Genomic DNA, 11,265 nt, shown 5'->3' on the forward strand with positions numbered 1-11,265 from the left:
GGACTGGGGTTCTGGGGGTTTCGGCCATCAGGGAACTCCGCCCACCACGAGGAGGGCAGGGAGAAAAACCGTAATCCGGGAAGCCCGTCCAACGCAATGCGGGGCAGCCGGAAGTTGCCCCCATCCGGGCTGCCCCGAAGCGCCGGGTCGGTGTTGCCCCGACGTGGTGGATTCTGGACCCCCTTGGCGTGCGCCCGACCGTCAAACTGTGATTGGATGAGGATCTGTCGTGATTGCCGGAGAAACCATGCTGCAAGCATCCAGGGGACACGAATGATCAAGAGCGATTCCCCGAGCCCAGAAGCCCCGGGAACGGATCCGCTCATCGGCCGGACGTTGAACGGCCGCTTCAGCATTCTGGAGCCCCTGGGCGTGGGCGGCATGGGCAAGGTGTACCGCGCCCTGCAGGCCCCCCTGGAGCGCGTGGTGGCGCTCAAGGTGCTCAACCCCAACTTCCCGAGCAGCCGCGACCCGGGCTTCCAGAAGCGCTTCCTGCGTGAAGCGTCGCTGACGTCCAAGCTGCGACATCCGAACACCGTCACCGTCATCGACTACGGGCAGACGGACGACGGCATCTACTACATCGCGATGGAGTATCTGGAGGGCCGCACGCTCGCCCAGGTGCTCGGCCAGGTGGGCCCGCTGCCGTGGACGCGCGCGGTGTCCGTCGCGCAGCAGGTGTGCCGCTCGCTGCGCGAGGCGCACAGCCTGGGCATCATCCACCGCGACCTGAAGCCCGCGAACATCATGATCCTCAGCGAGTCGGATCAGGAGCTCGTGAAGGTCCTGGACTTCGGGCTCGTGAAGTCGGTGGCGCCGCAGGAGGGGCCCGTCGGTCCGGAGATCACCCAGAACGGCACGTTCCTGGGCTCGCCGATGTACATGGCGCCCGAGCAGGCGCGCAACGTGGCGGACGCGCGCAGCGACGTGTACTCGCTGGGCATCATGCTGTTCCAGATGCTGATGGGCCGCCCGCCGTTCATCGCGCGCGACCACATCGAGCTCATCTTCGCCCACTACAAGGAGCCGCCTCCCACGTTCCAGGCCGTGCGCCCGGACCTCGCGGTGCCGCCGGAAATCGAGATGGTGGTGCGCCGCTGTCTGGAAAAGGAACCTGCCCGGCGCTTCCAGACGATGGACGAGCTGCTGGAGGGCCTGCGCGAGGCGCACATGTCCGCGGGCGGCAACAGCGGCGTGTTCCGCCGGATGGGCGGCGCGAGCACCACGGGCCCCTACCCCTCTCCGCCGACGACGGGCCCCTACGCGTCCCCCATCTTCGCCAACGTGGGCAACCACGACGGCAACGACGGGCTCGCGGTGGACATCAGCGTGGAGGTGCCGCGCGACGTGCAGCGCGCCCGCCAGCGCACGCTCCTGATGGGCGGCCTCGTCGGTGGCGTGGTGGTGGCAGGCCTCGTCGGCGCGACGCTGTTCTTCCTGCGCGGGGGCGCGGAGGACACGCCCGCGCAGCCGGTGGCGCAGGCGACCGCGCCCACGCAGCCGGCGCAGGTGGCGGAGGCTCCGGCGACCGCAACCGCGGGCAAGGTGCGCTTCAAGCTGATGAGCCAGCCTTCCGGCGCGCGCGTCTTCTACAAGGGCAAGGAGCGGGGAGCGACGCCGTTCACCCTGGAGCTGCCCCTGGGCAGCGAGGGCAGCATCACCGCGGAGCTGTCGTTCGTGCTGGAGGGCTACCAGACGGAGACGGTCATCACCGGCGGCTCCGGTGAGGTGGTGCTGTCGCAGAAGATGACGAAGCGCCGGGGCGGATCCGAACGGCCCAGCCGCGTGGAGCTGGCCAACGCCTCCACCCCCGAGGACTTCGAGAACGTGGCCCCGGTGACGCCGGGTGGAATGGCCGCGCCGGTGATGATGCAGGCGAATCCGTCCGCGACCTCCGCCGTGCCCGCCACGGCGAGCGACAAGTCCGCGGGGGCGCTGGGCGCGTCCGCCGCGACGGTGCAGGTGAGCGCGGCGGGCAGCCTCGCGGTGCCCTCGCTGACAACCGGAGCCCTGGCCCCCGTCCGGGCCGACGCCGTCCTCCCGTTCAACGAGTCCATGGAGCGCCCGGTGATGCTGGAGGAAGGCCGTGCCCTGGCCTACTCGCGCGAAGCCCTCGCCACCAAGTCGGAAGGGCTCGTGGCGGTGCGCTGCACCATCACCACCAAGGGCCGCGTGGAGAACTGCCGCGTCCTGAAGATGGTGGAGCACATGGAGCGCGCGGTGCTCGATTCGCTCCTGTCGCGCACCTACAAGCCCATTGAGTACCAGGGCCGTCCGGTGAACGTGGACTACACGTTCACCATGCGCCTGGTCGCCCCGAAGCGCTGAGGCAGCGTCCTCCGCCGCGGCCCGAAGCTCAGGGACCGGTGGAGGGCAGCAGCGGCGGCGAGGGCGGGACGGACGGGGCGGTGCCTCCCGGAGGCACGCCCCAGTCCACCACCGGCCAGCCGCGCCGCCGGGCTGCGCGTCGCAGGCGGTGGTCGGGGTTCACCACCACCGGGCGCCCCACCACCTCCAGCACCGGCAGGTCCGTGTACGAGTCCGTGTAGAAGGAGCACGCGGACAAGGGCACGCCCGCCTCCTTCGCGGTGGCCTCCGCGTAGTAGCGCTTGCCCTCGCCGTAACAGATGGGGCCCAGCGGCCGCCCGGTATGGAACCCCGCCGCGTCCACCTCGAAGCGGTTGCACAGCACGCCGTCCAGGCGCAGCTCGCGCCCCACCAGGTCGGACAGGTAGCTGGAGGAGGCTGTCAGGAGCACCAGCCGGTCGCCGGCCTGCCGGTGGGCCTCCAGCGCGAGCAGGCCGCCCGGCCGGTACCGGCCCCGCACCAGCTCTCCGTAGAAGTCCCCGGAGCGCAGCTCCAGCTCGCGCGCGTTCGAACCCGTGAGCAGCGCGGTGGCCCGCAGGAGCACGTCCTCCATGGCCACGAAGCCCAGGTGATAGCGCGCCAGCAGCACGCTGGCGCGCAGGGCCTGCCACCGGGAGATGTGGCCCAGCGCCAGCTCGCGCCGCACCCACAGCGACGCGGAGTTGGCGGCGAGCAGCGTCCGGTCCAGGTCGAAGAAGGCGACGGCCACGGCCACAGTCTAACCGCGCCGCCGGTCCGGGACAGCCTGGGGCGAGCTGGAAGCCAGGCCCATTTTCCGCCCGCTCCCACGTCGCCGCAGGAGCCCCGCGGTCCAGAGCAGCAGGGCGGCCAAGGCCGGCCCTCCGGTCGTAGCCCCGCAGCCGGAGCCCTTCCCTTCCGCCACCAGCTTGAGGCCCGGATCCTCCGGGATGCGGCACTGGGTGGGCGGCAGGCCGCGCGGATAGGTCGAACAGAAGCCGGAGGCGGAGCCCGCGTCGATGACGCGCTTGGAGGTCTCCCCCTGGGAGGCCGTGGCCTCCATGGTGGAGCCCTCGGAGAAGACGTGGTCCAGGCCGACGACGTGGCCAATCTCGTGCGTCATCGTGTTCTGCACGTCCGTGGCGACGCAGGTGGTGGCGGGCCCGCCCTCACCGCACGGCGGACCGTTGACGGTGGTGAAGAGGAAGGCGGGGCCTCCCCATTCGGACTCCGCCGCGTTGAGCTCGATGTCCGAGTCCACCACGCGCCCGTCCTTGAAGCTGAACGACGACGTGGTGAGCCCGATGGTGGCGCCCCCGTGCGCCCAGCACTGGTAGACGTTGCCGCACGTCTCCTCCTGCCAGCACGCGTCGTCCGCGGGGGCGACGTCCTGGCAGTTGCGCTCGCGGAACGTGATGACGTTGTAGTTGTCGAAGGGGTGCTCCTGGTCGTAGCCGACGTCCACCTTCTGTTGCCAGTCCTTCCCCCGGATGAAGCGGAAGTCGCTGCACGTCGAGGACAGCGCCCGCCACGCGTCGAACGCGGCCTCGATGGCGGCGAACTCCGTGGCGTCGGGCGTGCGCGTGCTGCCGGCCGCGTCCAGGTGGTAGACGTAGTCACGCCCCGGCCACACGAGACACAGCGGCCGGCCCGGCACGAGCGTGCGCTTGTAGTCCTGCTGCGCTTGCGCCGCCCCCGCGCCCAGGAGCACCACCAGGAGCAGGAGGCGACGACTCACCTCGCACCCCGGCGACGGCGGCGCGCGAGGAGCGACGCGGCGGCCAGCAGCGGCAGCGCGGCCAGCCCCCCCGCCGCCGCGGAGCAGCCGTCGCCATCATCATCGTCGTCGCCGTTCCCACCGGTGTCCGGCACCGGGAAGCACGGCTTGCTCGCGCTGCCCTTGGGGTACGCGGCGCACACGAAGGACTGCGAGCCGGTGTCGATGTTGCGCTTGGACACCTCTCCCGGCGGGGCGCTGGGGTTCATCGTGGAGCCCGTCGCCAGCGTGTGGTCCAGGCCCACGAAGTGGCCCACCTCGTGCGTGGCCGTGTTCTGCACGTCCGTGTCCACGCAGCCCGGGCTGGACACGATGCCGCACGGCCCGCCATTGCCGGTGGTGAAGTTGAAGCTCGCGGCGTTGAAGGAGATGTCGGAGTCGTAGACGATGCCGGTGCGCTCATCGTAGGTCGTCAGCGTGATGGCGATGGTGCCCGCGCTGTCGTCCCAGCAGTCGTAGGTGTTCGCGCAGGTGTCCGCCGCGAAGCACGCGTCACTGGCGTCCACCACGTCCCGACAGGCGCGGGTGCGGAAGAGGATGAGGTTGATGTTGTCCCCGGTGCGCGCGTAGCCCACCGTCCGGCTGTCCACGCGCGGCCCCTCCGCCAGGGTCAGGTTGCCGCAGCTGGCGAAGACGTCCTGCCAGCTCTTGAACGAGTCCGTGATGGCCTGGAACTCCGTGTGGTTCGTCACCTTCTGGTTGCCCACGGTGCTCTGCTGCCAGACGACGCGCGTCTGCGTCCAGTACAGGCACTGCGTGGTGTCATCCCCGGGTGACACCCGGCTGCGCACGTACGGTGCGGAGCTCTGTCCCAGCGCCACCGCCAACACCACCCACGACGCGAGCGCGCCCATCACTTCGTTCCCTTCTTCGAGGGCGCGACCTGCTGTGCCTGGAGCGCCGCGCGGATGGACGACTTGAGCTGCGCGAGCGTCACCGGCTTCGCGTTCGACACGGTCTCCTGCCGCGTCTGGGGATCGATGAGCACCGCGTCCCCGGTGGACGCCGGCACCGCCATCGCGCGCGGCTCGGAGCCGGAGCGCTGCACCTGGTACTTGCCCTGCGCCATGCCCGCCAGTTGGAACGCGGACGCGCCCTTCTTCTCCAGGAAGACGACGACCTCCTCGCCCTCGGAGAACGTCGCCAGGCCACTCACCACCTGCCCGATGTCGCCCACGCGTCCGCCCGGCTGGGTGACGAGCACCGTGCCGGCGGGCGTGCCCTTGAGCGACTCGGTGACTTCGATCTCCACGTCGGTGACGATGCGCCGGTTGTCCCCGCTCCAGCGGCTCTGCACGCGCCGCACGACCCCCTGCACCACCGCGTCGGACGCCTGCGCCATCTGGGGAAGGTCCGCGCGAAGCATCGTCGTGGCCCCCGCCGGAAGCCCCCCGAGCAGGGCGGCCAGCACCAGCGTGCGAACTGCGTGTCGAATCGACATGTGAAGTCTCCTTGGCTTCGAAGCCTAACTCCAAGAGGGCGGCTTGCGTTGACCCTCATGCACCGCTCCTGCTATCGCGCGCCTGTCCTATGGCCCCGTCCAAACCCCGCGTCCGCTTCGCTCCGTCACCTACTGGATACCTCCACATCGGAGGTGCCCGCACCGCGCTCTTCAACTACCTCTACGCGCGGCGTTACGGCGGCACCTTCATCCTGCGCATCGAAGACACGGACCAGGAGCGCTCCACCCCGGAGTCCGTCAAGGCCATCCTGGACGGCCTGAACTGGCTGGGCCTGGACTGGGACGAGGGCCCCGGCAAGGAAGGCGCCTATGGCCCCTACTTCCAGACCCAGCGGCTGGACACCTACCGCGCCCACGCCGACCAGCTCATCTCCCAGGGCAAGGCCTTTCGCTGCTACTGCACCCGCGAGGAGATCGCCGCGCGGCGCGAGGTGGCGGACAAGGAGAAGCGCGCCTACCGCTACGAGGGCACCTGTTACGAGCTGAAGGCCCCGCCTGAGGGCAAGAAGCTGGAGGACGCGGTCATCCGCTTCCGCATGCCCACGGGCGACGGAAAGGTGTCGTACGACGACAAGGTCCTGGGCGTCATCACCAAGCCGTACTCGGACCTGGACGACTGGGTCATGATGCGCGCGGACGGCATCCCGCTCTACAACTACGGCTGCGTCATCGACGACCACCTGATGGAGATCTCCCTGGTGGCGCGCGGCCAGGAGCACATCAACTCCACCTTCCCGCAGCTGATGCTGTACCAGGCGCTGGGGTGGACGCCGCCGGAGTTCGCGCACCTGCCGCTCATCCTGGGGCCGGACCGCGAGAAGCTCTCCAAGCGCAAGCACCCGGAGGCGGACGTGATGCTCCACGCGCGCACCGGCATCCTGCCGGAGGGCCTGCTCAACTTCGTCATCCGCCTGGGCTGGAGCCACGGCAACGACGAGGTCATCTCCCGCGAGCAGATGGTGGAGTGGTTCGACTTCGACGGCGTGGGCAGCACCTCCGGCGTGTGGGATCCGGTCAAGCTCAAGTGGTTCAACCAGGAGTGGCTCAAGCGCCTGCCGGCGGCCCTCATCGCGGAGCGGCTGTTGCCCTTCCTGGAGGCCCGCGGCTTCCAGGCCCGGGGCGACTCGCGGCTGGAGCCGATGGTGATCGCGCTGCGCGAGCGCTCGCAGACGCTGGAGGAGATGGCGAACACCGCGTCCATCTACTTCCGCGCCGGCGTGACGCTGGATGAGAAGGCCGCGGCCAAGCACCTGAGCGGGGACTCGCTGGGCCTCCTGCGGCAGGCCCGGGAGCGGCTGGTGGCGCTGCCTGCCTGGACGGTGGAGCTGCTGGATGGCGTGGTGAAGACGGTGAGCGAAACCGCGAGCGTGGGCATGGGCAAGGTGGCCCAGCCCCTGCGCGTCGCCATCACCGGCAACACCACCAGCCCCGGCATCGGCGAAACGCTGCTCTTCGCGGGGCGTGACGAAGCCCTCCGGCGCATCGACGCGGCGCTCGCGCGCGGCGGGTGAGATTGACGGTGGACGCGGGCGTCGCCGGGCCCTATCTTGGCCGGCGATGACGCGACCGCTTGACAGCCTGCGACCCCATTTCTATAAGGCGCGCCCGCTCGGGGCGGTGCTGCTGGCCCTCTGGGCGGCGGCGTCGGGCGCCGAAGTCGTGAACGGCGCCCAACTCCCGGATGGTGCCCAGAAGGTGGGCGAGAACCGGTACCGGGCATCGCGCGATTTCGAGGCGACGCTCGACTACTACAAGACCGTCTATCCATCCTCGAGCTACCCGAGGCGATCGATCGTCAACCAGCCGGGCGTGAAGGCCGTGCACATCACCAACCCGTCGGGGAAGAACTTCGAAGGGTTGAACATCTACGAAGCGAACGAAGAGGTTCGCATCTACGTCGTCCCGCTGCAGGGGGCGGCGAAGCCGGCGAAGAAAGATGCGAAGCCGGTCAGGAAAACGAAGTAGTTGAAGTCGAGCAGAGAGTTGGGTAGTAGAAGCGCCCGCAGCAGCAGGTCCCGCAGGTCTTTGGGGAATCGTCTAACGGTAGGACAGCAGACTCTGACTCTGCTTATCTAGGTTCGAATCCTAGTTCCCCAGCTGAAGTTCCTGGTTGACGTCAGCAACCAGAAAGTGTAGGAAGCGTCGGCATCAAAGGCGCGGTTGTAGGAAAGCCGGCCCTGTCGTCTAGTGGTTAGGACGGAGCCCTCTCACGGCTCAAACTCGGGTTCGAATCCCGGCAGGGTCACACAGAGACGCCCACCTTCTGAAAAGAAGGTGGGCGTTTCGCTTTTGCGGGCATGAGGTGGCGCCCCGCGCCCTGCCCTGTTCGGGCCTCCGCATGCGGCTTCGGAGGGATGCGGAAGCCCGTGGGCCTTCCGCGCTCCCCGGTTCGTCCCGCTGCTCAGGCGGACGTGATGCTCTGACGGAAGGTGTCCAGCGCCGCGGTGAGCCGCTCCTGGGCGCGCTGGATGCTCCGGCGCATCAGCAGCATGCGCACCTTCTCCGGGAGGATGCGGGTGGCGTTGGCCTGTCCGTAGCCCACCAGGTCCATGCGCAGGGTGATGGCCTCCAGCAGGTCGCTCAGGTCGGCGTCCGCGCCGGCCAGGAGCACCACGTCGGAAGAGCCCCCCTGGAGGCGCTCCGCCAGCGTGCGCCACTGCGGATCCCCGGTCTCCACCACCACCACGTCCGCGCCGTCCAACTGGGGCGAATACGGCGGCAGCTCCACCACCTCGAAGCGCGCTTCCTTCAGCACCCTCACGGCCTCGCTGCTGCCCACCACCGCGACGCTGCCGTGCTGGACCATGCGCACCATCTCTTCGTAGGCGCGCAGCTCCGTCTCCAGCGCCACGTGCGCGGGCTCCGGCGCGTCTCGGCCCGCGTCCAGCAGCGCCGCCGCCTGACGGGCGACTTCGCGGGCGCCGTTGCGCGTGCGCACGCGTTCGGTGCGGCGCTCCAGCGCGGCGCGCACCTTGGCGCGCAGCACGCGCAGGTCGTCGAAGGGCTTGAGGATGTAGTCGCTGGCCCCGGCGGCGAACGCGGCGATGACGGACTCGGAGCTGGCGTACGCGGTGATCATCACCGCCTCCAGCGCGGGCTGCATCCGGCGCGCCTCCGAGATGAGCTCCACCCCGCCCATGCCGGGCAGGTTCTTGTCCGTCACCAGCACGTCGATGCGCTGGTCCCTCAAGAGGGTGAGCGCCTCTTCCGCACTGCCCACCGGGAACACGACGAGGTCCGCCTCACGCCCCAGAAGGCGCACGCAGATGTCGAGCACCACGGGCTCGTCATCCACCAGCAGCACCTTCGAGGCGAGCGTCCCCCGCCCTTCCCCTTCACCTTCACCGGTCTCGAACGGGAGATCCATGAATTGGGAGGATCGCACAGCTCACGTCCAACTTCGAGGGTGGGAAGAGGCCAGCGTGTCTATGCTCGCGCAGTGAGCTTCGAAGACGCGCTCCGGGAGAACCGGGTGCCACCCCTGCTGGGGGACGTGCGGTTGTTCTACGACGGGGGTCGGCTGGTGGGCGAGTCGCTGCCGCCGCCCTGGACGCTGCGGGTCCTGCCATCGCTGTGCCTGGGCCTGGCCGGGGTGAGCGCCGCCCTGGGCACGGTGATGCTCGTGCTGGATTCATCCCGCGTCCCCGGCGTCGCCGCGACCCTGCCGCTCGTCCTGGCGGGGGCGCTCGTCTTCGGCGCGCTCGTGCTGGAGGCGCGGCTCAAGCGCCGCCGCTTCGTCCTGCACTTCAAGACGGAGTCGCTGCGCCTGGAGACGCTCGCGTGGGCCCCAGGGGCCGCACGCACGGAGACGCTGCCCTTCGACGACGTGCGGGCGGTGCACATCGTCCAGCCGCCGGGCGGACGCTATTCACTCGTGGTGGAGTACGGGCCCCTGGAAGCACCCCGACGCGCACTGTTGGTGCGGGACGTGCGGCCCCAGGAAGGTGAAACCCTTCACCGGGTGTGGCGCCTCCTGCACAACGCCTTCGGGCTCAAGGGGGCGGGGCTCGCCGGAAGGTGAGCTCGATTTCGGTGCCCTCGCCCGGCGTGGACGTCAGGCGGAGCTGGCCTCCGAACTGCGTCACCAGCTCCCGGCAGATGGACAGGCCCAGGCCCGTGCCGATGCCCACGGGCTTGGTGGTGAAGAGCGGCTGGAACACGCGCTCCTGCAACGCGGTGGGGATGCCGCACCCGTTGTCCACCACCGACAGCACCACGTCCGACTCGGTCGCCGCCCACCGCACGTCGATGCGGCCCGTGCGGCCCGTGCCCTCCATGGCCTGGGCCGCGTTGACGATGAGGTTGAGCAGCACCTGGCACAGCTTCACCGGCCCGAAGATGATGCGCACGGGGTCACCGCTGCTCGACAGCCGCGCCCGGTCCCTCACTTCCGCCCGCGCCAGCTTCACCGCGAAGGACACCACTTCGGCCACGTCCGCGGTGGTCTCCAGGTCCTCGCCGCGCGCCTGCGTGCGCAGGCCCAGCGCCACCTCACGCAGGTGGCCCGCGCCGTCCGACAGGTCCTTGATGAGCGACGGCAGGTCCTCGATGGTGGAGGACACTTCGTCATCCGGATCCGTCGCCAGGTGGCGCGACACGTACTGCACCACCGGCTGCATGTCGCGCTGGAGCGAGGTCACGTTCTGCGTGAGGTAGCCCACCGGGCCCATGAGTTCGTGCGCGATGCCCGCGGTCACCTGCCCCAGCGTGGCCAGACGCTCGGACTTCATCATCCGGCCTTCCACCTCGCGGATGCGCAGCTCCAGCCGGGCAATCTTGAGCGCGTCCTCCAGCGCCGCCAGCAGCTCCGCGCGGTCCCACGGCTTGACGAAGTAGCGCGTCACCTGTCCGCGGTTCACCGCGTCGATGACGGCCTGCATGTCCGCGTAGGCCGTGACGAGCATGCGCTTGGCGTCCGGCGCGATGGTGCGGGCGCGCTCCAGCAGTTCCACGCCCGTCATCCCCGGCATGCGCTGGTCCGACAGCACCACGCCAATCTCCCCGCGCCGCTGCTCCAGCAGCGCCAGGGCCTCGTTGGGGGACGAGCACCGGAAGATGCGAAACTTCTGCCCGAAGTTGGCGTCGAACACCCTCAGGTTGAGGGCGTCGTCGTCCACGTACAGCACGGCGGGCAGGTCCGAGGCGTTCATGGAGCTCCTCCAGACCGTGGCTTCCTCATCCGGAAGGCAGGCTGGTCGCGCCGAAGATAACGCGCCCATCCGACCGCGCGCCCGTGGGTACCTTCTACCCAGGGCCGGAAGGGAGCGTTGAGCGGCAATCCGGGGGCAACCCCCGACTTCAGGCGGCGGTGTCCTCGAGGGCGTGGGCCACGGTCTCCACCGAGGGGAAACGTCCCCGAGGCAGCGCGCCCAGCAGCGACACCACGTGCGACGGCGCCTCATTCTCGCGCGCCACCCACGTCAACTGTTCGGCAGTGAGCGGGAACACCGCGCCTTGAAGCGCCTGCTGCAGCGAGTGCGCCAGGGACACCGACGGAACCAATGGAACCGGCGAAGGCTCCACTTCCCGCAGTCCAAGTCCCAGGCGCTCACGAGTCATGTCGTCGTTCATTGGCTAAGAAGTTAAGCAGCGAACCGGGTCGCCTGCCGATCTTTTTTCGCCATCCGAAGGGAGTCAGGCGAGCAAGCCCTTCCCACCCACATCCCCCCGGGTGGCCACTTCAGCGCGGGCATGCCACCGT

Annotated in this window: 11 protein-coding genes and 2 tRNA genes; 6 read left to right on the forward strand and 7 right to left on the reverse strand. The window is 69.6% G+C overall.

Translation table 11 applies throughout. From position 1 onward, the window contains the following. Positions 1–273 precede the first annotated feature (273 nt). Complete coding sequence (locus D7Y13_RS30360) at positions 274–2,328, forward strand: protein kinase domain-containing protein (RefSeq protein WP_120531821.1); 2,055 nt, start codon at positions 274–276, stop codon at positions 2,326–2,328. Between the two features lie 28 nt (positions 2,329–2,356). On the opposite strand, the gene D7Y13_RS30365 is transcribed toward D7Y13_RS30360, so the two are convergent. The 4 genes from D7Y13_RS30365 to D7Y13_RS30380 are packed head-to-tail and all read right to left on the reverse strand — an operon-like array spanning position 2,357 to position 5,543. After that, positions 2,357–3,076, reverse strand: coding sequence for an HAD family hydrolase (locus D7Y13_RS30365; protein WP_120582762.1), 720 nt, complete (start codon positions 3,074–3,076; stop codon positions 2,357–2,359). A gap of 9 nt (positions 3,077–3,085) precedes the next feature. Next, positions 3,086–4,063, reverse strand: a complete 978-nt coding sequence (locus D7Y13_RS30370) for a myxosortase-dependent metalloprotease, MXAN_2677/MXAN_2678 family (RefSeq protein ID WP_120582748.1) — start codon at positions 4,061–4,063, stop codon at positions 3,086–3,088. Beyond that, positions 4,060–4,956, reverse strand: coding sequence for a myxosortase-dependent metalloprotease, MXAN_2677/MXAN_2678 family (locus D7Y13_RS30375; RefSeq protein ID WP_120582749.1), 897 nt, complete (start codon positions 4,954–4,956; stop codon positions 4,060–4,062). The genes D7Y13_RS30370 and D7Y13_RS30375 overlap by 4 nt, the downstream gene beginning before the upstream one ends. Further along, positions 4,956–5,543 (reverse strand): hypothetical protein, encoded by a 588-nt coding sequence (locus D7Y13_RS30380; RefSeq protein WP_120531817.1) that lies wholly within the window; start codon positions 5,541–5,543, stop codon positions 4,956–4,958. The genes D7Y13_RS30375 and D7Y13_RS30380 overlap by 1 nt, the downstream gene beginning before the upstream one ends. An 89-nt stretch (positions 5,544–5,632) precedes the next feature. Between D7Y13_RS30380 and gltX the strand changes: the two genes are divergently transcribed. The 4 genes from gltX to D7Y13_RS30400 all read left to right on the forward strand — a co-directional run bounded on the left by gltX (position 5,633) and on the right by D7Y13_RS30400 (position 7,809). Further along, entirely contained in the window at positions 5,633–7,075 is a 1,443-nt protein-coding gene (gltX, locus tag D7Y13_RS30385; protein WP_120531816.1) for a glutamate--tRNA ligase, read from the forward strand. A gap of 46 nt (positions 7,076–7,121) precedes the next feature. Next, a complete protein-coding gene (locus D7Y13_RS30390) occupies positions 7,122–7,529 on the forward strand; it encodes a hypothetical protein (RefSeq protein ID WP_120531815.1) in 408 nt (135 codons plus the stop codon). A 61-nt stretch (positions 7,530–7,590) separates the two neighbouring features. Continuing rightward, positions 7,591–7,661 (forward strand) — tRNA-Gln (locus D7Y13_RS30395). Between the two features lie 76 nt (positions 7,662–7,737). Next, positions 7,738–7,809: transfer RNA gene (locus D7Y13_RS30400), tRNA-Glu, on the forward strand. 156 nt (positions 7,810–7,965) lie between these two features. Here the strand turns inward: D7Y13_RS30400 and D7Y13_RS30405 are convergent. Then, entirely contained in the window at positions 7,966–8,931 is a 966-nt protein-coding gene (locus D7Y13_RS30405) for a response regulator (protein ID WP_199732694.1), read from the reverse strand. A gap of 72 nt (positions 8,932–9,003) precedes the next feature. Between D7Y13_RS30405 and D7Y13_RS30410 the strand changes: the two genes are divergently transcribed. Continuing rightward, positions 9,004–9,585, forward strand: a complete 582-nt coding sequence (locus D7Y13_RS30410; protein ID WP_120531813.1) for a hypothetical protein — start codon at positions 9,004–9,006, stop codon at positions 9,583–9,585. Here D7Y13_RS30410 and D7Y13_RS30415 read toward each other — a convergent pair. Next, complete coding sequence (locus tag D7Y13_RS30415) at positions 9,557–10,714, reverse strand: sensor histidine kinase (RefSeq protein WP_120630855.1); 1,158 nt, start codon at positions 10,712–10,714, stop codon at positions 9,557–9,559. The two genes, D7Y13_RS30410 and D7Y13_RS30415, sit on opposite strands and share 29 nt — an antisense overlap. Positions 10,715–10,862: 148 nt before the next feature. Continuing rightward, the gene (locus D7Y13_RS30420) at positions 10,863–11,123 is read right to left on the reverse strand and encodes a DUF2795 domain-containing protein (RefSeq protein ID WP_120531811.1); all 261 of its coding nucleotides are present in this window, start codon (positions 11,121–11,123) and stop codon (positions 10,863–10,865) included. Between the last annotated feature and the right edge of the window lie 142 nt (positions 11,124–11,265).

The sequence above is a fragment of the Corallococcus praedator genome (assembly GCF_003612125.1).
Classification (GTDB): Bacteria; Myxococcota; Myxococcia; order Myxococcales; family Myxococcaceae; genus Corallococcus; species Corallococcus praedator.

Excerpts from the sequence above, each read along its gene's own strand:
- D7Y13_RS30405 (WP_199732694.1), bottom strand. The coding sequence starts at position 8,931 with ATGGATCTCCCGTTCGAGACCGGTGAAGGTGAAGGGGAAGGGCGGGGG.
- D7Y13_RS30375 (WP_120582749.1), bottom strand. The coding sequence starts at position 4,956 with ATGGGCGCGCTCGCGTCGTGGGTGGTGTTGGCGGTGGCGCTGGGACAG.
- D7Y13_RS30420 (WP_120531811.1), bottom strand. The coding sequence starts at position 11,123 with ATGACTCGTGAGCGCCTGGGACTTGGACTGCGGGAAGTGGAGCCTTCG.
- D7Y13_RS30415 (WP_120630855.1), bottom strand. The coding sequence starts at position 10,714 with ATGAACGCCTCGGACCTGCCCGCCGTGCTGTACGTGGACGACGACGCC.
- D7Y13_RS30380 (WP_120531817.1), bottom strand. The coding sequence starts at position 5,543 with ATGTCGATTCGACACGCAGTTCGCACGCTGGTGCTGGCCGCCCTGCTC.
- D7Y13_RS30390 (WP_120531815.1), top strand. The coding sequence starts at position 7,122 with ATGACGCGACCGCTTGACAGCCTGCGACCCCATTTCTATAAGGCGCGC.
- D7Y13_RS30360 (WP_120531821.1), top strand. The coding sequence starts at position 274 with ATGATCAAGAGCGATTCCCCGAGCCCAGAAGCCCCGGGAACGGATCCG.
- gltX (WP_120531816.1), top strand. The coding sequence starts at position 5,633 with ATGGCCCCGTCCAAACCCCGCGTCCGCTTCGCTCCGTCACCTACTGGA.